Source organism: Streptomyces sp. NPDC046900 (assembly GCF_040644975.1).
Taxonomy (GTDB): Bacteria; Actinomycetota; Actinomycetes; order Streptomycetales; family Streptomycetaceae; genus Streptomyces.
The window spans coordinates 151,478-171,704 of sequence record NZ_JBEYXD010000015.1; the positions used below are offsets into that span (position 1 = coordinate 151,478).

At 67.4% G+C, this 20,227-nt stretch carries 24 protein-coding genes; 10 read left to right on the forward strand and 14 right to left on the reverse strand.

From position 1 onward, the window contains the following. Positions 1-53: 53 nt before the first annotated feature. From ABZ904_RS18075 to ABZ904_RS18125, 11 genes are all read right to left on the reverse strand, one after another. Positions 54-611: a hypothetical protein gene (locus ABZ904_RS18075; RefSeq protein ID WP_361824217.1), complete on the reverse strand. Its 558-nt coding sequence runs from the start codon at positions 609-611 to the stop codon at positions 54-56. A 45-nt stretch (positions 612-656) separates the two neighbouring features. After that, entirely contained in the window at positions 657-1,163 is a 507-nt protein-coding gene (locus ABZ904_RS18080) for a hypothetical protein (protein WP_361824220.1), read from the reverse strand. A gap of 36 nt (positions 1,164-1,199) precedes the next feature. Next, entirely contained in the window at positions 1,200-1,724 is a 525-nt protein-coding gene (locus ABZ904_RS18085; RefSeq protein WP_361824223.1) for a hypothetical protein, read from the reverse strand. Positions 1,725-1,815: 91 nt separating this feature from the next. Next, positions 1,816-2,541 carry a hypothetical protein gene (locus tag ABZ904_RS18090; RefSeq protein ID WP_361824226.1) on the reverse strand — a complete coding sequence of 242 codons (726 nt, stop codon included), beginning with the start codon at positions 2,539-2,541 and terminating at the stop codon, positions 1,816-1,818. Positions 2,542-2,635: 94 nt separating this feature from the next. After that, positions 2,636-3,373 (reverse strand): hypothetical protein, encoded by a 738-nt coding sequence (locus ABZ904_RS18095; RefSeq protein ID WP_361824229.1) that lies wholly within the window; start codon positions 3,371-3,373, stop codon positions 2,636-2,638. 6 nt (positions 3,374-3,379) lie between these two features. Then, positions 3,380-4,054, reverse strand: a complete 675-nt coding sequence (locus ABZ904_RS18100; protein ID WP_361824232.1) for a hypothetical protein — start codon at positions 4,052-4,054, stop codon at positions 3,380-3,382. Beyond that, positions 4,051-4,176 carry a hypothetical protein gene (locus tag ABZ904_RS18105; protein WP_361824235.1) on the reverse strand — a complete coding sequence of 42 codons (126 nt, stop codon included), beginning with the start codon at positions 4,174-4,176 and terminating at the stop codon, positions 4,051-4,053. Before ABZ904_RS18105 ends, ABZ904_RS18100 begins: the two co-directional genes overlap by 4 nt. A 2-nt stretch (positions 4,177-4,178) precedes the next feature. After that, positions 4,179-4,553, reverse strand: a complete 375-nt coding sequence (locus ABZ904_RS18110; RefSeq protein ID WP_361824238.1) for a hypothetical protein — start codon at positions 4,551-4,553, stop codon at positions 4,179-4,181. Continuing rightward, a complete protein-coding gene (locus ABZ904_RS18115) occupies positions 4,550-4,807 on the reverse strand; it encodes a hypothetical protein (protein WP_361824241.1) in 258 nt (85 codons plus the stop codon). The genes ABZ904_RS18110 and ABZ904_RS18115 overlap by 4 nt, the downstream gene beginning before the upstream one ends. After that, positions 4,804-5,055 (reverse strand): hypothetical protein, encoded by a 252-nt coding sequence (locus ABZ904_RS18120; protein WP_361824243.1) that lies wholly within the window; start codon positions 5,053-5,055, stop codon positions 4,804-4,806. Before ABZ904_RS18120 ends, ABZ904_RS18115 begins: the two co-directional genes overlap by 4 nt. Further along, positions 5,055-6,116 (reverse strand): hypothetical protein, encoded by a 1,062-nt coding sequence (locus ABZ904_RS18125; RefSeq protein WP_361824246.1) that lies wholly within the window; start codon positions 6,114-6,116, stop codon positions 5,055-5,057. Before ABZ904_RS18125 ends, ABZ904_RS18120 begins: the two co-directional genes overlap by 1 nt. A gap of 381 nt (positions 6,117-6,497) precedes the next feature. On the opposite strand from ABZ904_RS18125, the gene ABZ904_RS18130 reads away from it, so the two are divergent. Beyond that, on the forward strand, positions 6,498-7,784 hold the full coding sequence (locus ABZ904_RS18130; protein ID WP_361824249.1) for a hypothetical protein: 1,287 nt from the start codon (positions 6,498-6,500) through the stop codon (positions 7,782-7,784). A 246-nt stretch (positions 7,785-8,030) separates the two neighbouring features. Here ABZ904_RS18130 and ABZ904_RS18135 read toward each other — a convergent pair whose 3' ends face one another. After that, a complete protein-coding gene (locus ABZ904_RS18135; RefSeq protein ID WP_361824252.1) occupies positions 8,031-8,747 on the reverse strand; it encodes a TIGR02391 family protein in 717 nt (238 codons plus the stop codon). A 64-nt stretch (positions 8,748-8,811) separates the two neighbouring features. Here ABZ904_RS18135 and ABZ904_RS18140 point away from each other — a divergent pair, with 64 nt between their 5' ends. The 4 genes from ABZ904_RS18140 (at position 8,812) to ABZ904_RS18155 (ending at position 11,333) form a co-directional block, all read left to right on the forward strand. Beyond that, complete coding sequence (locus ABZ904_RS18140) at positions 8,812-9,057, forward strand: hypothetical protein (protein ID WP_361824255.1); 246 nt, start codon at positions 8,812-8,814, stop codon at positions 9,055-9,057. A 196-nt stretch (positions 9,058-9,253) separates the two neighbouring features. Further along, positions 9,254-9,859 (forward strand): hypothetical protein, encoded by a 606-nt coding sequence (locus tag ABZ904_RS18145; RefSeq protein WP_361824258.1) that lies wholly within the window; start codon positions 9,254-9,256, stop codon positions 9,857-9,859. A gap of 144 nt (positions 9,860-10,003) precedes the next feature. Next, positions 10,004-10,303: a hypothetical protein gene (locus ABZ904_RS18150; protein ID WP_361824261.1), complete on the forward strand. Its 300-nt coding sequence runs from the start codon at positions 10,004-10,006 to the stop codon at positions 10,301-10,303. A gap of 55 nt (positions 10,304-10,358) precedes the next feature. Beyond that, the gene (locus ABZ904_RS18155; RefSeq protein ID WP_361824264.1) at positions 10,359-11,333 is read left to right on the forward strand and encodes a DUF4238 domain-containing protein; all 975 of its coding nucleotides are present in this window, start codon (positions 10,359-10,361) and stop codon (positions 11,331-11,333) included. Here the strand turns inward: ABZ904_RS18155 and ABZ904_RS18160 are convergent. Next, positions 11,330-12,832: a recombinase family protein gene (locus ABZ904_RS18160; RefSeq protein WP_361824267.1), complete on the reverse strand. Its 1,503-nt coding sequence runs from the start codon at positions 12,830-12,832 to the stop codon at positions 11,330-11,332. The genes ABZ904_RS18155 and ABZ904_RS18160 overlap by 4 nt on opposite strands. A 264-nt stretch (positions 12,833-13,096) precedes the next feature. Here ABZ904_RS18160 and ABZ904_RS18165 point away from each other — a divergent pair, with 264 nt between their 5' ends. The 3 genes from ABZ904_RS18165 to holA all read left to right on the forward strand — a co-directional run bounded on the left by ABZ904_RS18165 (position 13,097) and on the right by holA (position 15,320). Beyond that, a complete protein-coding gene (locus ABZ904_RS18165) occupies positions 13,097-13,939 on the forward strand; it encodes an arylamine N-acetyltransferase (RefSeq protein ID WP_359391048.1) in 843 nt (280 codons plus the stop codon). Between the two features lie 60 nt (positions 13,940-13,999). After that, on the forward strand, positions 14,000-14,245 hold the full coding sequence (locus ABZ904_RS18170; RefSeq protein WP_361824271.1) for a hypothetical protein: 246 nt from the start codon (positions 14,000-14,002) through the stop codon (positions 14,243-14,245). Positions 14,246-14,327: 82 nt separating this feature from the next. Continuing rightward, positions 14,328-15,320, forward strand: a complete 993-nt coding sequence (holA, locus tag ABZ904_RS18175) for a DNA polymerase III subunit delta (protein WP_359391053.1) — start codon at positions 14,328-14,330, stop codon at positions 15,318-15,320. A gap of 206 nt (positions 15,321-15,526) precedes the next feature. Here holA and rpsT read toward each other — a convergent pair whose 3' ends face one another. Beyond that, a complete protein-coding gene (gene rpsT, locus ABZ904_RS18180) occupies positions 15,527-15,793 on the reverse strand; it encodes a 30S ribosomal protein S20 (RefSeq protein WP_359391055.1) in 267 nt (88 codons plus the stop codon). Positions 15,794-16,089: 296 nt separating this feature from the next. Between rpsT and lepA the strand changes: the two genes are divergently transcribed. After that, positions 16,090-17,958 (forward strand): translation elongation factor 4, encoded by a 1,869-nt coding sequence (gene lepA, locus ABZ904_RS18185; protein WP_360997648.1) that lies wholly within the window; start codon positions 16,090-16,092, stop codon positions 17,956-17,958. Positions 17,959-18,245: 287 nt separating this feature from the next. Further along, the gene (locus ABZ904_RS18190; RefSeq protein WP_360997646.1) at positions 18,246-20,120 is read left to right on the forward strand and encodes an AMP-dependent synthetase/ligase; all 1,875 of its coding nucleotides are present in this window, start codon (positions 18,246-18,248) and stop codon (positions 20,118-20,120) included. Positions 20,121-20,227: the final 107 nt, after the last annotated feature.

A 20,227-nucleotide genomic window follows, 5' to 3' on the forward strand; every position in this document is an offset into this window, starting at 1 on the left:
GGTCAGGTTGATTCAAATTGCAAGCAGTCTGCTGACGGGCGTCATGACGGGGGCTACGTCAGGCCGTACCGGGCTCGGTTGGCCTGTTCCGTGACGCGGACCTTGCGGGCCCGCTGCGCCGCCCGGCTCAGCCCAGGGAGGGTCTCCTCGCGGAGGTACGAACCAAGCGCTGCCATCGCCTCACGGCACAGGAGGTCGACCTCAAAGCCGAGAGCGGGGCGTCGAAAGTTCAAGGACTCGTACGTCTCTTCACCGGCATCCAGGACGTAGGTCGCATCGTTGATGCGGTCACGAAGCTCCGCGTCAGGCAGACGCAAGACGGCCATGGAGATGTGATCGCGGCACTCGATCAGGCTCTGCGTCCACGCGTCTGGCTCGTGCAATTCGACCCTATGTGCCCTGCTGGGGTTCTCCTGCACCAGTCGGCGCAGCTTGTTGAGTTCCGTTACGAGCTGATCCACGGCCTGACGAGCCATGGTCTCGTGGCGCTCCTGGCGGGCGTGCTTGGCCTGTTGCCGCTGCTGGAGCCATGCGCCCAACAGGGCGCCCCCGGCACCGATGACGGCACCGCCCAGACCACTGATCAGCCCCACCAACGTCTCCGTCTGCACTGTCTCCCTTTCAGCCGGCTCGGTCAGGTCGGAGCGCCAAGGGCGTCATGACGGGGGCCAGGCGCCAGGGAACTGGGTCCACATGCCATCCGGGAAGGGCTCCCTACGGATCACCGTTCCCATGACGGTCCGGAAGTTGATGCAGATGTCCCTGTACCGAGCCGTCGGCCAGGGTGATTCCTCCTGGGCCACGCCCTCGGGGTCCCGGAGGATTTCGGCGTGACCCCACCGCACGGCCCGCTGAACCTTCGGGTCGGGGAACCTCAGAGCCTGTGACTCCAGCTCTCGCAGGATCATTTGGAGAGTCTCGAACCAGTGCCGACGAGTCTCGGAAAAGTTCGTTGTCGGCACTCCTTGCTCAAAGTGGTCTTCTATCGCATAGGTCAGTCGGATGACCTCGTTGGCAGCCGCCTCAGCGAGACCCAGCAGGTGTATCCGCTCGGCCTCGTGGGCGGTCTTCCGCTGCTGCCAGATCACGGCCCCCGTGGAGACCGCCGCACCCACCACGGCACCCGCGAGACCCATCAGTCCCGCTAACGTCTCTGCCTGCACGTGATCACCTCGCCAGGGGCCTGCGTGCAACTTGGTTCATGACGGCTCACTGCGGGCTCTGTCACGAGCCCGTGCGATCTCGCGTTGCTCCAGGAAGTATTGCGAGGGCTCCGGGAGCGGCTCCTCCCGCAGGAACGCGGAGAGAACGCCGACGGCCTCCTTGCAACAGGTGTCGACCCAGCCCTTGTCCTCACTGTTCGGGCGGCTGGGCTCCATGTAGGCCGCGGCGAGACCGATGATGCCCAAGACCCGCCTACGCATTTCGTCGCCGTGGGACACCACATAGAGGGCGGCATCAAAGGTCGTAACGAACTCGACAAGCGCCTCGCTGAACGCGAGGGCGCTGTCGGCATCCTCGGTCCGCCTCATGCTGGCGTGGCGGAAGCGTATGAGCATCTCCAGCGCCGCCTGGCCGGCTGTATACCTGCGTTCGTCCCGACGTTGTTCCTTCGCGGTCTTGGCCTGGTGCTGTTGCTGGAGCCACCCGCCCAGCAGTGCGCCTCCGGCACCCACCACAGCACCCGCGAGACCCATCAGCCCCGCCAACGTCTCTGCCTGCATGGTGGTCAGTCTCTCGGTTACCGGTGTTCGGGAGGAAGCACGAAGGCCGTCATGGCAGGGCACCACAGCCAGCCCTCGGCTGAACGGCGTCTTACCAGCGACCTCGTGGCATCTCGTCTATGGCACTGCGTATCGACGTGGCGGCGTTCTCCATCCTCTGCGCGGCCTTCATCAGCCCTACGACTTTGGTCTCCAGGTCTCCGAGCCTGTCAGCGGCCGACGCGAAGATGCCGACGTTGTCCTCGAAGCTGCCCAATGACCGTGCGGCGTCACTGAACAGCTCGATGGCATCCGGGCTGATGCCGAAGCCGTGGATGCGGGGGTCTGCCAGCTCATCCAGCAGGGTGTTGAGGAGGCCGGCCAGTTCGGGGGCGCTCTTGGAGAACTCGGCCAGCGCAGGACGCACCTGGTCCAGGAACTGTCCCTGGGCCTCGGCGAGCATCTCGCCCAGACGGGCTTCGGTGAGCCCGGTCAGGCCCTCCAGCGCCTCCATGCTTTCGCCTTCGCGGCTGGCCTTCCATCCTTCGAGGACCTCCACCGGGTAGTCGGCGCTACTGGCGCCGTCGATCGTGGTGTGGTGGGGGACACAGAGCAACAGCAGGTTCTTGAAGCTGTTGCGCTCCGGCACGGACCACTTGGCGTCGAAGCGTTTGCCGCCAGCGTTGATTGCCCGGATGTGGGCGATCTCGGCGTTCACCTTGGGCACACCGTTGACCATCGTGATGACGCGGCTCGTACATCCCGGCCAATAGCAGTAGCCCCTGCACAGGGTCATCAGCCCGGCGAGTGTGGCGTTGTCGTACTTCCTTTGCGCCATGCGCCCCCCTTTGCGACAGCTCCTCCGGGACTGTAGGACCTCAGGCGGCACCGCGCCACGGTGCCTTCCGGCAGTCGTCGTTACGTGACGGCCGTCAGGCGGACGGCAGCGCCTTCAACTCCGGCTCGTCTTTCTCCACCCGCTGCCGGACCGATCGGCAGGTCCCGTCAGAGCAGGCGAGCCCGTTCCGCCTCAGGGCCTCGGCGATGTGCCGGGTGCTCGGACGCCTACTGCCGAGAGCGTCGTACAAGCTCCTCACGACCTCGTCCGCCGAGGGCTTCGGCGGACTCTCGGAGGCCTTCTCGTCTTTCGGGTCGACGCGGGCCGTCACCACCTCTGGACGGGGCGTCAGAGCGGGGCTGACGGCCTTGACGATGGACGGCTTCCACGGGGGAGTGCCGACCCGGGAGAGATCCACCACGGGCTTCGGGACCTTCGGGACCCTTCCGGCCCCGGCGAGGGCGTGGACCCTCCAGATGACGACGGGCGTCACCAGGCTGACGGCGGCCACCAGGGGCACCGAGGCGCTGATGTGGTGGGTGGTCAGCAGATGGGTGGCCACCTGGGCGCCACCCATCATCGTCAGGGCAGCGGCGACGTCCCGGCCTTGGGCTGCCCGTACAGCGGCGATCACGTAGACGTCGATCACGACGGCCAACAGAGGTGCGACTGCGCGGGAGATGCCGACCTGACGGGCCAGCTCCCATTCGCCGACTGCCGTCACCGCAATCCCGGCGACGAGGGCGGTGCCCAGGAGGATCCGGTCGGTCAGGGACAGAGACGGGGAAGGCCCCGCGTCATCCAACGGCGCGGGGTTCTTGCGGACGCTCATGGGGCGTCAGCCCTCCCGGGACTTCTTGGCGGCCTCGGCCTGGACGGTGACGAGTTGGCTGTACTCCCTGGTGCTCAGGCGGACTGCGGGACACGCCCGGCACTCCGCCGCCCACCCGGAGCCCTCCTCCCGCACCATGCAGCGCATGTCGCAGGTGGGGCAGGTGACGGGCAGCAGAATCCGGATCGGCTCGATGCCAGCCACCTTCCGCAGGACCCTCAGCAGCCCCTCCAGCTCGTCCGCGTAGTCCCGGGCCCACTCCTGTCGGCAGGACCACTCGTGGCGGTCCAGCAGGAATTGCGTCAGGCCGCTGACCGTGCGGCTGGAGGGCCTCTGACGGGTCTGCTCGGCCACCAAGTCCACCCAGGCGCTCAGGACGCCCACGACGGGCACCTCACCGATCTGGTCCTCACCCGACAGGACCGCGTCAGCGCTCGGGCCCAGGAGGTTCAGCACGTCCATCCGCAGCGGAAGCGGGGCCGTCTTGGACGTGGCGACCCTCTCGCTCTCCCCGCCCCGCTGGACCCGGTGCCGGGCCATCCAGCACAGGGCGACCGTCTCGGGGAGGGACATGATCGCTCCCCTGATCCGGTTGCGGCATGGGCGGCAGGTGCGGGGCAGGTCCGCGGCCTTGCCGCAGACGGTGCAGGGGACCTGCGCAGGCTCCTCGTAGACGCTCACCGGCCATCCTTCCTCGTACGGACGGGCTGGGGCCGCTCGTTGCGGACGAACGCGACGATCCAGGCGATTACGATCGCGGCGGCCAGGACCCAGAGGGCCAGTTGGATGTGGTTCGCGTTCATCGTCAGCCCTGCGCCTTCCTGTACTCGGCGACGACGTCGGACCAGTGGAAGAGCGCGTCGGACATGAAGCCGCCCACGCCCTCGTCCAGCAGCTCGATCTCGATCGGCGCAATCTGCGGGTCCGGGATCGGCTCGTCGTCCCTGTACAGCCCCAGGAGAACGCTGGCCTGACGGGAGGTCACCAGGGCCTCTCCGCACAGGCCGTTGCCGTGCTGGCCGTGGCAGGTCCACATCTCCCACGTGGCGGCCGATCCGATCTCCAGGACCCGGCCGTCACCGTGGCCCAGGCGCATGACACGGTGCTGGTCCCAGGCGTCCTCGGCGATCTCGGCCAAGCGGACCTGGATCAAGTCGTTCAAGGTGACAGTCGGGCTCATAGTTCGATCTCCCCGTTGGTGTTGATCTTGTTGTTCTGCTCGTCAGCAGCCCAGAAGTCGGCCATAGCGCTGTCTGCGGCCTCTCCGTGCAGCTCCACCAACCCGCTGTCGGTCTTCTCGTAGATCCGCAGGGGACGGACGGTGACGGTCTCCACGAGGTCGATACCGTCAATGCGATCGCGCACTTGGACCTGCTGGACCATCCGCGAGTCGTAGCCGACGATGTAGCGCTCCCAGGGGTCGGCGATGCTCATCGGCCCTCCTCGGCCAGCCAGACGCCGCTGACCCGGCGGACCAGGCCCTTGGCCTCCAGGGAGGTCAGGCATCGCCAGACGGTGTTCTCGGCCATCCCGAGGACCTCGGCCATGGGCTTGATGCGCTGCGGGTCGGCAACGGCCTTGACGTACGTCCAGACGACCTTGGCGGTGTGGGTGAGGTCCTGGTCCGTCATGACACCGTAGATCTCGTCCGTAGGGACGGGCTCGGCGCTGAGGCGCGTCATCAGGCACCTCGCCGGATCTTCTGGGCGACGAGACCCACGACCACCGGGCGCCGGAACTTGTCGAAGTCGATGGGGGCTTCCTCGGCCGACTCCAGGGATTTATGGAAGGTCGCGGTCGGGGCCTCGATGGCCTCGGGCTTCCGCGTCTTCCTCCGCTCGGGGAGGTCCGGGATGGTCTTGGCGGGGTTCAGCGGCAGCCCGTCACGGACGAGGGCCCGGACGAAGTCCAGCTCCGGCTCTCCGGGCCGGACACGCACCTGCTGGTGGCGGCGGCCCTCGTCGTCGACGAAGTCGCCAGTGACGTACAGGAAGGGGCGGCCCTTCGCTTTCGGGTGCAGGTGCTGGAAGCCGTTGACCAGCTTCTGCTTGCTCTCGCTCCAGCGCTTCTTGCGCTCGTCGCGGTTGTACCCGGCCGCGTAGAGGTGCTCGAAGAAGTCCCGGTACTTCACGGCGACGAAGTAGCAGTTGTGGAACTCGGTCAGGCTGAGGCCCAGGGAACTGCTGATCACGTCGGCCACGGCGGCCTTGGGCTTCAGCTCCTGTACCACCGCATTGGCCTGCTCCAGCTCTCGGGCCTGAGAGGCGGCCAGCTCCAGGGCCTCGGCGAAGGAGGCGGGGATGCGGGGAGTGGACGCGGCCCCCTCGGACTCCAGGAGGTAGGTCCGGATCTGGCGGGCCACCTCCGACTTGGTCAGGAGCTGGCCGACGTTAAGGACGGCCTTCCGGCTGAAGACCGCCAGGGAGCGGGCCTTGGAGCTCAGCCCCAGATTTGCGACTCCGCCGAACGGAGTCGCAAACGCCGTCAACTCCTGACCCTGGAGGACGCGTCGACCGTTGTCGGTGAGCTCCTCGAAGTTGGAGGAGACCAGAGTGTCGATGGTCGAGAGCGGGACCTCGTAGTACGAGGCCACCATCTCGGTCGTGACGTGGAACGAGTCCGGCAGGGTCACCAGGGTCTTGACCTTGTCGAGCACGTCAGTGCACTCGATGGTCTGGGCCCGCATCGTGCGGGATTCCGTCAGGACCAGTTCATTGTTGACGCGCGCAGTGATGGCGGACATCCGCTATCCCTTCGACTCAACGCACGGAGGACATCCCCGTGCAGGGGTCCTCCAGCGGAGTCGTATCGCCTCGGTGGCGATGCCTCAATAATAGCAGCCAAAACCCGTATGGAGGAACCGTTGGCCGTATCCATGTGGGTGCCTGAATTCCTCCAAGAATTCCTGGAGAGATGGTTACTACGGGAATTGTTGGAGGAATTCGGAGGTTGGCGCGTGGGGCCCGCGCGTGCGTATCCTGTGACCCCTAGACGCGACGAGGCCCTCCGGCGGGAACCGAAGGGCCTGCGTCAGGGAATTTAAATTCCCGGCTGGTCCGGGAGGTCGCTCAACCTCTCCGAACCGGTTGCCCCCACCCGAACCACCGAACGAGGAGCAACCCAAGTGCTCTCGCATTTTAGCGACCGTGGCGTCTCCGGTCGAACCGACCTCCAGGAGTCCGCGGAGCGCGTCTCCGGCCACCACCTCAACGAGATCCGCCAGCGTCTCCTGGTCGACCCGAAGTCCCTGAACGAGGCGCACGTCGCCTGGGCCCTGGAGGTCCACCCGTTCCTGTCCGGGACTCGGGGCATCGCCCGCTGGACCCACCAGCACAAGGAGACCGTCCAGGAGATGGCGGCCAAGGAGGGCGGTGTGTCCAGGCACCAGCTCCTCTACACGGCCAGGCGCGGCACTTCCTCCATCAGCTCAGAGGAGCGCGAGGACATGGTGCTCCGGTTCAACTCTCTGGCCGGGAGGTCCTGGACTCCTCTGGGGGCCACCGGATACCGGTCGTTTGCCGCCCAGTACCTCTCTAAGACCAACATCCCCTCTGGGCCCTGGACCGAAAGGATCTTGGAGGATAAGAACCCTCAGAGGGGTAATGGGCGGGAGACGACCGGTATCGCTGACGAGCTGGTCAACGACCTGGTCAACGCCCATGAGGACTTCGAGAAGCTGACGGACTGGGGCTCTCCGAGGTCCTGGTCCCACACCCTGATGACGATCCTCGACCCGTCCAACGACGTTTGGGCCGAGGAGGGGAACGACGCTCTGGGCAAGCACGCGTGGCGTCTGGCCGTCCTCTTTGGGGTCCGGGACATCTTCGTGACCCAGACGGACCTGATGGCCCTCACGGGACTGGCGGAGCGCCCGGTCCGGCGCCTCTTGGACCGCTGGAAGAAGGGCTCGATGCGCCTGGCCGTCGAGGCGAAGGTCGGTCGGACGAAGGTCTACACGCTCCTGTTCCACTCGGTGCTCGACCCGGACGGGATGATGTTCTGCGGCCACCTGGGCGACAAGACCAAGCTCAACGCGGCCATGGCCAAGGACGCCAAGGAGCGCGCCACGGCGGCCCGTCGGGGCACTCCCGAGGGCGCCATCGCCTGGAAGGCCGCCAACCCCCGTACGCGCCAGGCGTTCCTGGACGACCTCCCCAGGGACGCGGACCAGGTCTGGCGGGAGCTGGTGGAGCGCGGCGACGAGATGGAGATGTACGAGCACCTCGTGGCCCAGGCCAAGGAGGCGGGCTCGGTCCCCAGCACCCCTGAGGCCCTCGTGGAGAAGGCCGCGGTGGCCCGGCCGGCTCAGGAATCCTTGGGGACCCAGCGCTTCATGGCCCTCTCCGAGCAGGACCAGCAGGAAACCCTGGCCGCCATGCGTCGGAGGGTGTCCGGGATCGGCTCGGCCTGACGCGCGTGGATGATGTGCCAAGAGGACTCGCAGCGGAGGAGGGCGACGACACCGCCGTCCTCCTCGGCCTTCCGCACCTCGTCCAGCAGCTCGGGGAGCACGGAGCGCTCGTCGGAGCCGGGGTAGTACAGGGGCCAGGTGTGCTGCGCGATGTGCATGGTGCCTCCGGGCTGAGGATCTTCTTCACCCTCTACGGCTCCCGGGCCCCTTGCAGACATGGATGTCGGAGCAAGATTCTCGAAGCGCTCACGGAGCCGTTTCGACCGTGCACTCCTCGATCCAGCGCGCTATGACCGAGAACGTCGCCAGGTATTCCAGCGCCTCCTGCTGGGACCAGTTGACCTCGTCCTCGTGGGCGGCGAGGTTGCGGATCGCCAAGAAGGCCCCGGCGGAGGTGTACTTCGCGCCGTCCTGGCGAGCCCTCCAGGTCGGGGTGCTGCGGTCCCCGTCGAAGCGGAGGCGGGGCTTCCCCTCGACGGGTGCCTTCATGTCGAAGGTCTGCATACAGAGATCCGTTTCTCCGACGTCATGGCGGCCGAGCTTCTGCTGAAGGCGACGGTTGACTGTACGGGCAGCGGCAAGGACAGCGTCCTGGTATGCCTCAGCGGCCCATAGGGGAGCGGCTGGCTCCCAGACCCAGGGATGGAGGGTGTCGGCCGTCAGGGCTGGCGACGTTGGGCGCAGGAACGCCGCCATCTCCTCGGCTGACTGGGCTCGCCCCAAGGCCTGGATAGCCGGGTACCGCGCTTGGACCCACAGGTCGCGGCGGTTCCCCGACTGCTCGTAATCGCCCAGCCCGGGTTCGTAGGCGTTCTCGATCAACCGGGCGCGGACCTCCTCCACTTCCAGCCATCGTGGGGGATCTGGCCAGTTGTAGGAGCCACTGTCGTCGATGGCATCCAAGTGGGCGTCGATGCCCTCTATGAACTTGGTCAACTTCTCAACGGCGTATGCGTGATCCACGATCGAAGGGTACGGGGCCAAGTCCTTCGGGTGGCTCTATCCAAGACAAGGTTGGAGAGAGAGTGTGCGTCCAGAAGAGCGTCAAGAGGTCCTGGAGCGCCACGGTCTGAAGGAGACCCAGGACGGCTTCGAGCTGGCCATGCGCGGCTTCCAGAAGGCCTCCAAGCGGGCCCTGGAGTTGCGGAAGCAGGGAGACGCGGAGGCGACCCGGATCCTCGCCCTGAGCCCCGAGGATCCGCTCCGGTGGGAGTACGCGAGGTGCATCCAGATCGACTCTTTCGCCGCCGAGGTGCACCGCTCAGGAATTTAAATTCATCTCCTCCGGGAATCCGCCACCGAGCGAATGCGCCAAGTAGTGGAGAGGTCGCGCCCCGTCACTTCAAACGGCTAACATGATGACGGCCGCACACTGAGGGCCCACCTCTGGGGAGAGGTGGGCCCTCAGGATTTTAAATCTCTGGCGAGAGATCTATCGGGTGCTGTAACACCCGAGGTTTGGGGAAACCATGGGCGATCTTAGCCGCATTCGCACAGCAGAGCTAGACGATGAGCTGCACTATTCCCTGTGGGATGCCGTTCGGACGTTGGGCTACAGCTCATACGCTGTGGCCCACCGGAAGATCCCCCGGGGAGCGAAGAAGCGCGTCCGCTGGGAGCTCTTCGGCGAGACCGGACCTCAGGCGCGCACCTTGACGACGGCCGTGAACCTGACCGGCTTGAAATACCTGGTAGCACACTCGAAACGCGCTGCCGCCCGGGATCTTGCGGCGGAATTGGGCATGGATCTGGTGTGCGCCCCGACCCAGGAGTCGGAGGTCTTGAGGATCGTCTCCGCCGCCTTGAGGCCGTTGGAGTTCGTGGAGGAGCATCGGGTCGGCAACTACGTCGTGGACGGCTTCTTCCCGGGCCTCGGTGTGGTCCTGGAGTATGACCGGCTGAGTGATCCGAGGTTCGACCGGGAGGCCGAGTTCTGGCGGCGGGTCTACGTCGAGGACCAGCTCGGCTGCACGTTCGTCACGTTCGATCCGAACCACCAGGACTTCAACCCAGGCGACATCATCAACCGGATCCTGCGGATGGACTTGCCCGAGCAGGCTCAGCAATCCGCCTAATCTCTCCGGGAAATCCCGGAGGGATTCCGAGTCGTCAAAGCGGAAGTTGCGCTGCCACTCGATCGGGTGACAGCCTTTCCGCATGCCTGTTGTCACACACATTGCCGCGCACGACGAGGCCCACTGTCGGCCGGAGTCCGCGCGATGAAGCTCGTCGTCATCGACCCGGAGGCCCCCGAGGGCTTCCGGCGGGTCCCCTACGGGCCCGTGGTGAACGGGAAGCCCCTGCGCTCCCCTGCGATGCGGAAGCTCATCCAGGGCCTCGTGCGGGACCAGATGGCCTTCGCCGAGCGGGAGCGCCAGGAGGCCGCGTGGGTGGAGCGGCAGTTGGGCACCGCACCCCCGCTGACGGCCTACCAGGCCAAGATGCTCCGGCGGGTGAAGACGGAGCTGACGAAGGCCGCGCAGAGCCGTACGGAGGAGCCGGCCCGCAGGGCGGCCTGAGCGCTTTGCCGGAAAAGGTCATGACGGTGTCAGGGCCTTCTCTTATCGTCATGGGATGGGCAAGAACACCGGCAAGCAGAAACTCAAACGCCGCCACCACACCGTCCCCCGCCTGCTCCTCCGGCGATTCGCCGACGGTGAGCGGCTCGTGCGCGTGCCCCTGAACGGCGGAGAGCCCACCGTCGTCGGAGTCGGCGACGTCACGGTGCGACGCGACTTCTACTCCATGCGCACCGAGGACGGACAGCTCGACGACACGGTGGAGGATCTGCTCTCGAACCTGGAGAGCCAGGCAGCCCAGGTGATTCGGAAGATCATCGAGGACCAGCTGTGGCCGCTGCCGGTCGGCGACAGGGCGATCCTGGGGCAGTGGATCGCCGCGCAGCATGTGCGCATACCGGCGGTCCGGCAGGCGAACAACGAGATCTTCGACCAGCTCACCAAAATCGTAATTGCCGCTGGTGGCAAGCCAGAGATGCGGCGGCTCCTTGAGGAGGAGGCTGGCGAGCCCGTCACGGACGAGGAAGTCGACGCGATGTGGGCAGAGATGACGGACTTCACCAGCTACGACGCCGAGCTGTCCGCCAACGACCACATGCTGATGATGGGCCGGTCGATGGAGACCGCATACGACGCGATGATGAACCGTTCGTGGGGACTGTGCCGGTTCCAGCGCAAGACGCTGCTCCTGTCCGACCACCCCGTGACCTTGATGCGAGATGAGCACCAGCCGGAGTGGCGGGGCGTGGGACTGGCGAATGCCGCAGCCATCCTCGTCCCCATCGACAGGCGAGCGGCGATCATCATGGAGCCGCCCGGAGTCCCGGACCACGAGCTCCCGGCCTCGGCCAAGGTGGCCCGGGAGATGAATCACCGCTTTGCCTGGAACTCGCGCATCGAGCTGTTCCACCATCCGGACGACAACCCGCTGGTCGGGATCGAGCTGCCTCCGGTCAGGTCGCACGAAGCCGAGTTCAGTCAGACTGCCGAGAACTTCGTGCGGCCCGACGGACTCACGGAGTCCGCCTAACGCCAGAACACCTCGACCCGATCCGGGTTCCAGACGTTGAAGGGCCGGGTCGCGGGGTGGATCAGGATCTCCCGGATCAGGCCTCGGTACACCGACTGCTTCCGAGGGATCGAGTAGTCCTCCCACTCCTTCCGCAGCTCGACGGCGCTGATCTCGGTGAGGCTGGTCTTGACGCTGTACTGGGCGATCTCCCTGCGGGCGTCGGCCATTCGCACGTTGAACTTGTCGATTGCGTCCTGGATCTCCCGGGCGGGACGGTCGCCGTCCAGCAGCTCGTTCTCCAGCTCCGCCTTCCGCGCCTCCCAGCGGCCAAGCTTGGCCTCCAGAGCCGGCCGCGGGTCGTCGGGGTCCTCCACAGCGGACACCTCGACCTCCTCCAGCTTCTTGAAGAGGAGCTTCTCCACCAGTGACTCCAGGTCGGGGATCTGGATCGTCCGGCCGCCGCAGCCGCCGCCCTCCTTCTTGCACGTATAGATGGGCATGTCCTTGTCCCCGCGCTGGGCCGTGCTCATCTTGTGGTGCTTTCGCCCCTCTTCTTTGCATGAGCAGGGCTCACCGACGACGTGCGGAATCTTGCAGGTGCAGTGGACCAGGCCGGAGATCGGGTACTTCAGGGCAGTGCCGTCGCGCTCACCGAACTCCGCCTTGAACTCCTCGGAGCGCGTGGCGAGTAGGGCCCTGAGCGCATCGCTCTTCTCCGGCGAGATGATCGCGGGCCAGACGGCGGGCCCCTTGATCAGACCCTTGTGCTCCTTGCGGCCCGAGATCCGGGCGGACATGAGCAGGGCCCGCATCGCCTGGTACGTGAACTCCCCGCCGGTGGTGGTCTTCACCCCGTTCTCGTGGGCGTCCAGGACCAGGCTGTACAGCTTCTCGCCCTCCAGGGCCCGATCCGCCCAGCGCTCCACCCACTTGGCCTCGTCCTCGTTCAGGACCTCGGCGAGGATCTTCCGGCGCGGGCCCTCACCGTCGAACAGCCGTGTGTAACCGAAGGGCCGGTGGCCAGAGTTGTGAATCTTCCCGGCGGCCACCAGTTCCTGGACCTTGCGGAGGATGCGCTCCTGCTTGTGCTCGACCTCGTATTTGGCGATGGCTCCGAGCATCCGGGCCACGAGCCGACCGGTGGGGGTGCTCAGATCGAGGTCGCCCGCCTTGACGGTCGCGATCTCGGTCTTGTGCTCCTCCACGATGATGATCAGGTCTTCCAGCTCTGCGGGCTGGCGGTACAGGCGGTCCGGGTGCCAGGACACCACCGCGTCGATGTGGCCCGACTCGATGTCGGCCAGCATCCGCAGGTAGTCCTTGCGCTTCTTCCGGCGGTCAGCGGCCGTCACGTCGTTGTCGACGTACACCTCCACGACCTTCCAGCCGAAGGGGGCGGCCAGGAGACGGCAGTCGTCCTCCTGGCGCTTCACGCCGAGGCCGCCGCCCTCGCGGTCGTCGGAGATACGGACGTAGATGCCGACGCGACGGACGCGGTCCCTGGCGGTGGTCTTCATGCCATGCAGAGTAGGGGAGTTGATGAGCTTTTCAGAACTTGTGGCACCACGGGTCGGCGTACCAGGATCAAGAGCTCATACGGAAAGTGGCGCCGCGGCTAGCGTTGATCTCGTGCGGGAGGGGCAATCCCTACGGTCACCCAGCTCCTGGTACGGTCGCGGCGCTGCGGGCGGAGGGTGCGATGGTGCTGCGCACCGACGAGGACGGGGCGATTGCCGTCGTAGGTGGGGGCGCCGGTCTGAGAGTGGCGAGAGACTGAGCACATGAATTCCGCACAGGCTGACGCCTATCTCCGCCGGATCGGGGTGGAGCATCCCGCTTGGCCCACCGTCGACGTGCTGCGCGAGCTGCATCTTCGGCATCTGCAGACCGTGCCGTTCGAGAACCTGTCGATCCACCTCGGCGAGGAGATCGTGCTCGAGGAGGGCCGGCTGCTGGACAAGATCGTCGGAGGGCACAGGGGAGGTTTCTGCTACGAGCTCAACGGGGCGTTCGGGGCGTTGCTGGCGGCCCTCGGCTTCGATGTCACGCTGCTCGCCGCGCGGGTGTACGGGGAGGAGGAGCGGCTGGGCATGCCGTACGACCATCTGGCGTTGCGGGTGCGGACGGTGGACGGGGGCGACTGGCTCGCGGACGTCGGTTTCGGGGCGAACAGCCACTGGCCGCTGGCGTTCGGGGAGCGGGGTGAGCAGCGGGATGCGGGCGGTGCGTTCCGGGTGATCGAGGCCGGGGCGGATGCGGCAGGGGTTCGCGGGGGCGGCGATGCCGCGGAGTGCGGGGACCTCGACGTGCTGCGGGACGGCAAGCTCCAGTACCGGCTGGAGTTGCGGCCGCGGGTGCTTGAGGACTTCACCGGCGGAGCCTGGTGGAACACCACCTCCCCCGCGTCGCACTTCGTGCGGTCGCTGGTGTGCTCGCGGGTCACAGAGGACGGCGGGAGGATCACGCTCAGCGGCAGCCGTCTGACGACGACGGCCCCCGACGGGAAGAAGGAGGTGGCGGAACTGGCGGGAGACGAGGAGGTGCTGGAGACGTACCGGGAGCGGTTCGGGATCGAGCTGGACCGGGTGCCCACGGTCCGAACGGCCTCGGACGACGGGCGGTGACCTGCGTCTTCGACGGCGGCCCTGTCGTCGGGCGGAGCGGCCGTAGCGGAAAATGACGTGGTGAGCGATGTGAGACATGTGCTGGTGCTGCCCGACCGCGATGCCGCGGAAGAGGTGGCGGAGGCGCTCGGGGCGCGGTTCGGGCTGGACGAGGAACCGCGGATCGTCCGGGACGCGCTGGCCGGCGAGGACGACGCCGAGGACGCGCAGTGGCTGGTGGTGCTGCGGGACGAGGCCGAGGTCCTCGATGCCGGGCAGCTGGACGAGTTCGTGGGGGAGTGGGACGGCTGGCGGGAGGAGCCGTAGCACCGCGGGACTGTGACCCGGGGGCCGGCCGCGGCCGGAGGGCGGCCGGGCCGGGTTGTCAGTGGCCCGTGGGATGCTTTCCGTGATGGCCAAGAAGACCGCGACCGATGACCTCCTCGCCCCCGTGACCCTTGCCGTGGGCCAGGAGGACCTCCTGCTCGACCGCGCCGTGCAGGAGGTGGTGGCCGCCGCCCGGGCCTCCGACGCCGACACGGACGTACGGGATCTGACCTCGGACCAGTTGCAGCCGGGCACGCTCGCCGAGCTGACGAGTCCTTCGCTGTTCGCCGAGCGCAAGGTCGTGGTCGTCCGCAACGCGCAGGATCTGTCGGCCGACACGATCAAGGAGCTGAAGGGGTACTTCGCCGCGCCCGCGGAGGAGATCACCCTTGTACTGCTGCACGCGGGCGGCGCGAAGGGCAAGGGACTGCTCGACGCCGCGCGCAAGGCCGGGGCACGCGAGGTCGCCTGCCCCAAGATGACCAAGCCGGCCGACCGGCTGGCGTTCGTGCGTGGGGAGTTCCGGGCGCAGGGGCGTTCGGCGACGCCGGAGGCGTGCCAGGCGCTGGTGGACGCGATCGGGAGCGACCTGCGGGAGCTGGCGTCGGCGGTGTCCCAGCTGGTGGCGGACGTCGAGGGCACGATCGACGAGGCGGTGGTCGGCCGCTATTACACCGGGCGGGCCGAGGCGTCGAGCTTCACCGTGGCGGACCGGGCGGTCGAGGGCCGGGCCGCGGAGGCGCTGGAGGCGCTCAGATGGTCGCTGGCCACGGGGGTGGCGCCGGTGCTGATCACGAGTGCGCTCGCGCAGGGCGTGCGGGCCATCGGCAAGCTGTCGTCGGCGCGCGGCGGGCGTCCCGCGGACCTCGCCCGGGAGCTGGGCATGCCGCCCTGGAAGATCGACCGGGTCCGCCAGCAGATGCGGGGCTGGACACCGGAGGGGGTGGCGGTCGCCCTGCGGGCGGTCGCGGAGGCCGACGCGGGCGTGAAGGGCGGCGGGGACGATCCGGAGTACGCCCTGGAGAAGGCGGTCGTCACGATCGCGCGGGCGGCGCGCTCCAGAGGCCGGGGCTAGTCGCGGGCTTCCGCCCGGGGCGGCATCGTGCGGGCACACCGAAGGCCCCGACCGCTCACCCTGGGGAAGGGCGGTGGCGGGGCCTTCGGTTCAAGCTCGTGGGCTCGTACCCGCGTGGCGAACGCAGGCCGCGTACGAACCCGGGGTGCCGGACGGGAGCGGATGAGAGAGGGCCCGCTCGATTCCTTCCGGCGTCAAATCAAGTGTCAGCCCTTGAGGGACGCGACCTTGCTGGCCAGCGCCGACTTCTTGTTGGCGGCCTGGTTCTTGTGGATGACGCCCTTCGAGACAGCCTTGTCGAGCTGACGCGCGGCAGCGCGCTGGAGCTCGGTGGCCTTCCCGGCGTCACCCGCGGCAGCGGCCTCGCGAGCCTTGCGGATCGCGGTCTTGAGCGAGGACTTGACGGCCTTGTTGCGAAGGCGCGCCTTCTCGTTCGTCTTGTTCCGCTTGATCTGGGACTTGATGTTCGCCACGAATGAGCCTTTTCAGGTTCAGGCACGCGGGACCGGAAGCCTCACGCACCGATGATTTCTTGAAGTCGTGCCTCGCGCTGAGAGGGCATGAGGCACAGCCACCCAGGCTACCAGCCGCCTTCGGGCGGCCCAAACCAGCCGCAGAGGCCCCCGGGCGTCGCCCGATCCGGCTGTCAGGCCCGTCACGACATGGCCCAAAACGGTCGCAGCCTCCCGCGCGTGGGACGATGGAGGCTACGTATCGATCCGACCCGAGACCGCAGACACTGCGGACGCCTCAAGAATCAGGACCCTGCGTGCCCGCCACTCCTAGCCATGTGCCCGAGCCGAGCCGTACCGACCCGGCACTGATCCGCAACTTCTGCATCATCGCGCACATCGACCACGGCAAGTCCACGCTCGCCGACCGGATGCTCCAGCTGACCGGTGTCGTCGAGCAGCGGCAGATGCGCGCTCAGTACCTCGACCGCATGGACATCGAGCGCGAGCGCGGCATCACGATCAAGTCCCAGGCGGTGCGTCTGCCGTGGGCCCCGACCCACGATCCGGGCAACACGCACATCCTGAACATGATCGACACCCCTGGGCATGTCGACTTCACCTATGAGGTCTCGCGGTCGCTCGCCGCGTGCGAGGGGACGATCCTCCTCGTCGACGCCGCCCAGGGCATCGAGGCCCAGACCCTCGCCAACCTCTACCTGGCGATGGAGAACGACCTCACGATCATCCCCGTCCTCAACAAGATCGACCTGCCGGCCGCGCAGCCCGAGAAGTTCGCCGAGGAGCTCGCGAATCTCGTCGGCTGCGAGCCCGGCGACGTGCTCAGGGTCTCCGCCAAGACGGGTCTCGGTGTCGAGGCCCTGCTGGACAAGGCCGTCGAGCAGATCCCGGCGCCGGTCGGCGTCGCGGACGCGCCCGCCCGCGCGATGATCTTCGACTCGGTGTACGACTCCTACCGGGGCGTCATCACCTATGTCCGTGTCGTCGACGGACAGCTCAACAAGCGCGAGCGCATCAAGATGATGTCCACCAACGCGACCCATGAGCTGCTGGAGATCGGTGTCAGCTCGCCCGAGATGCTCCCGGCCGACGGGCTCGGGGTCGGCGAGGTGGGCTACCTCATCACCGGTGTGAAGGACGTCCGCCAGTCCAAGGTCGGTGACACGATCACCAGCCAGGCCAAGGGGGCCCAGGAGGCCCTCGGCGGTTACAAGGACCCGAAGCCGATGGTCTTCTCGGGTCTGTACCCGCTCGACGGCTCCGACTACCCGGACCTGCGCGAGGCCCTCGACAAGCTCCAGCTCAACGACGCCGCGCTCGTCTACGAGCCGGAGACGTCCGCCGCCCTCGGCTTCGGCTTCCGCGTCGGCTTCCTCGGCCTGCTCCACCTCGATGTGGTCCGCGAGCGCCTGGAGCGCGAGTTCGGGCTCGACCTGATCGCCACCGCGCCCAACGTGGTCTACCGCGTGATCATGGAGGACGGCACCGAGCACATCGTCACCAATCCGAGCGAGTTCCCCGAGGGCAAGCTCGACGAGGTCTACGAGCCGGTCGTGCGGGCCACGATCCTCGCGCCCACCGAGTTCATCGGCGCGATCATGGAGCTGTGCCAGACCCGCCGCGGCACGCTGCTCGGCATGGACTACCTGTCCGAGGACCGAGTCGAGATCCGCTACACGCTCCCGCTCGCGGAGATCGTCTTCGACTTCTTCGACCAGCTGAAGTCCAAGACCCGCGGTTATGCGTCGCTGGACTACGAGCCCACCGGCGAGCAGAACAGCTCCCTGGTCAAGGTGGACATCCTGCTGCACGGCGACAAGGTGGACGCCTTCTCGGCGATCACCCACAAGGACCAGGCGTACGCCTACGGTGTCCGGCTCGTCGCCAAGCTGAAGGAGCTGATCCCGCGGCAGAACTTCGAGGTGCCGGTCCAGGCCGCCGTCGGCTCCCGGGTGATCGCCCGCGAGACCATCCGCGCCATCCGCAAGGACGTCCTCGCCAAGTGCTACGGCGGTGACATCTCCCGTAAGCGGAAGCTGCTGGAGAAGCAGAAGGAGGGAAAGAAGCGGATGAAGATGGTGGGTTCCGTGGAGGTTCCCCAGGAGGCCTTCATCGCCGTCCTGAGCAGCGATGACAGCGCGGGGTCGGCCAAGGGCAAGAAGTAACCGAGGGATACCCGGAAAACCGGCCGAACAGGGGCCCGTCGTACGAAAGTGCGACGGGCCCCGTGCGCGTACCCGGTCGCTCTCTGTAGGAAGTGACACGCCACCGCCCCTTACGCACTGGCCGGTCGGCCTCTACCCTGATCTCTGCTCGGTAGTTACTCGCGAGTTAAACAAGTGCGCCGGAGTGACGCCGGTCGCCATGAGCCAGTCGCATCGAGCCATCAGTATTGAGTCATCGAGTCAGCTGCACTGAGTCAGCCGCACCGTCGCGGGCCCCGGAGGATGTCGTGAGCGACACACAGACTTTGATCGAGAACCGTCCGCCGTCCGTGGCGGCCCTCTTTCTGGAGCGCGTGGCGGCAACGCCCGAGGCAGAGGCCTACCGCTACCCCGTACCCCCGGCCTCCGGTGAGGGCCCGGACGAATGGAAGTCGCTGAGCTGGGCCGAGGCCGCGGAGCGGGTCTACTCCATCGCGGCCGGACTGATCGAGCTGGGTGTGCAGCCGGAGCAGCGGGTGGCGCTCGCCTCCTCGACGCGGGTCGAGTGGATCCTCGCCGACCTGGGCATCCTGTGCGCCGGCGCGGCCACGTCGACCGTCTACCCGCAGACCAACGCCGAGGAGTCGGCCTTCATCCTCTCCGACTCCGAGAGCAAGGTGCTCATCGCGGAGAACGCGGAACAGCTGGCCAAGGCCCGGGAGAGGCGCGCCGAGCTGCCCGAGCTGACCCATGTCGTGGTGATCGACCCCAAGAGCGTCGAGACCGATGACTGGGTGCTCACCCTCGCCGAGCTGGAGACCCGGGGCGCCGCCTATCTGGAGAAGCACCCGGAGCTGATCAAGGAGCGGGTCGGCGCGATCACCAAGGACCAGCTCGCCACCCTCATCTACACCTCCGGTACCACCGGCCGCCCCAAGGGTGTGCGCCTGCCGCACGACAACTGGGCCTACATGGCGAAGGCGATCGCGGCGACCGGACTGGTCGGCAGCGACGACGTGCAGTACCTGTGGCTGCCGCTCGCGCACGTCTTCGGCAAGGTGCTCACGTCGGGCCAGATCGAGGTGGGGCACGTCACCGCCGTCGACGGCCGGGTCGACAAGATCATCGAGAATCTGCCGGTCGTACAGCCGACGTACATGGCGGCCGTGCCGCGCATCTTCGAGAAGGTCTACAACGGGGTCGCGGCCAAGGCACGAGCCGGCGGCGCGGCCAAGTACCGGATCTTCCAGTGGGCGGCCGAGGTCGCACGCGAGTACGCCAAGGTCTCCCAGGACAACTTCCGCCGGACCGGTACCCACGCGGTGCCCTTCAGCCTGGGCGCCAAGCACAAGGTGGCCGACGCGCTCGTCTTCGCCAAGATCCGCGAGGCCTTCGGTGGCCGGCTGCGCGCCTGCGTCTCCGGTTCCGCGGCCCTCGCGCCCGAGATCGGGTACTTCTTCGCCGGCGCCGGCATCCACATCCTTGAGGGCTACGGCCTCACCGAGTCCTCCGCGGCCTCCTTCGTGAACCCGGGCGAGGCGTACCGCACGGGCACGGTCGGCAAGCCGCTGCCCGGCACCGAGGTGCGCATCGCGGACGACGGCGAGATCCTGCTGCGCGGCCCGGGCATCATGGAGGGCTACCACGGGCTGCCCGAGAAGACCGACGAGGTCCTCGAGGCGGACGGCTGGTTCCACACCGGCGACATCGGTGAACTCTCCCCCGACGGCTACCTGCGCATCACGGACCGCAAGAAGGACCTCATCAAGACGTCCGGCGGCAAGTACATCGCGCCGGCCGAGGTCGAGGGCCAGTTCAAGGCGGTGTGCCCGTACGTCTCCAACATCCTGGTGCACGGCGCCGACCGGAACTTCTGCACCGCGCTGATCGCCCTGGACGAGGTGGCCCTCATGGAGTGGGCGAAGGAGAACGGCCTGGGTGGCAGGTCGTACGCCGATGTCGTCGCCGCGCCCGCCACGGTCGAGATGGTCGACGGCTATGTGAAGCAGCTCAACGAGGGCCTCCAGCGCTGGCAGACCGTCAAGAAGTTCCGGCTGCTGCCGCGGGACCTCGACGTCGAGCACGGGGAGATCACGCCGAGCCTGAAGCTGAAGCGGCCGGTCGTGGAGCGGGAGTACAAGCACCTGATCGACGAGATGTACGCGGGGGCGCGCGAAGCGTAGGGGTGCCTCGGGCGGTGCCGTCGGCTGCGTCCACGTTCACGGCGCGGGTCATCGCGTCGACAGGCGCGGACGTGGCCGCGGCACTGTCCGGCGCGGTCGGTGCCATG

Bases quoted from the DNA above. Each gene is read 5' to 3' on its own strand.
- ABZ904_RS18145 (WP_361824258.1), top strand. From the start codon at position 9,254: ATGGGCGATCTTAGCCGCATTCGCACAGCAGAGCTAGACGATGAGCTG.
- ABZ904_RS18095 (WP_361824229.1), bottom strand. From the start codon at position 3,373: ATGAGCGTCCGCAAGAACCCCGCGCCGTTGGATGACGCGGGGCCTTCC.
- ABZ904_RS18125 (WP_361824246.1), bottom strand. From the start codon at position 6,116: ATGTCCGCCATCACTGCGCGCGTCAACAATGAACTGGTCCTGACGGAA.
- ABZ904_RS18165 (WP_359391048.1), top strand. From the start codon at position 13,097: ATGAATTCCGCACAGGCTGACGCCTATCTCCGCCGGATCGGGGTGGAG.
- ABZ904_RS18090 (WP_361824226.1), bottom strand. From the start codon at position 2,541: ATGGCGCAAAGGAAGTACGACAACGCCACACTCGCCGGGCTGATGACC.
- ABZ904_RS18120 (WP_361824243.1), bottom strand. From the start codon at position 5,055: ATGACGCGCCTCAGCGCCGAGCCCGTCCCTACGGACGAGATCTACGGT.
- ABZ904_RS18110 (WP_361824238.1), bottom strand. From the start codon at position 4,553: ATGAGCCCGACTGTCACCTTGAACGACTTGATCCAGGTCCGCTTGGCC.
- ABZ904_RS18150 (WP_361824261.1), top strand. From the start codon at position 10,004: ATGAAGCTCGTCGTCATCGACCCGGAGGCCCCCGAGGGCTTCCGGCGG.
- ABZ904_RS18160 (WP_361824267.1), bottom strand. From the start codon at position 12,832: ATGAAGACCACCGCCAGGGACCGCGTCCGTCGCGTCGGCATCTACGTC.
- ABZ904_RS18105 (WP_361824235.1), bottom strand. From the start codon at position 4,176: ATGAACGCGAACCACATCCAACTGGCCCTCTGGGTCCTGGCCGCCGCG.
- ABZ904_RS18155 (WP_361824264.1), top strand. From the start codon at position 10,359: ATGGGCAAGAACACCGGCAAGCAGAAACTCAAACGCCGCCACCACACC.
- ABZ904_RS18115 (WP_361824241.1), bottom strand. From the start codon at position 4,807: ATGAGCATCGCCGACCCCTGGGAGCGCTACATCGTCGGCTACGACTCG.
- ABZ904_RS18085 (WP_361824223.1), bottom strand. From the start codon at position 1,724: ATGCAGGCAGAGACGTTGGCGGGGCTGATGGGTCTCGCGGGTGCTGTG.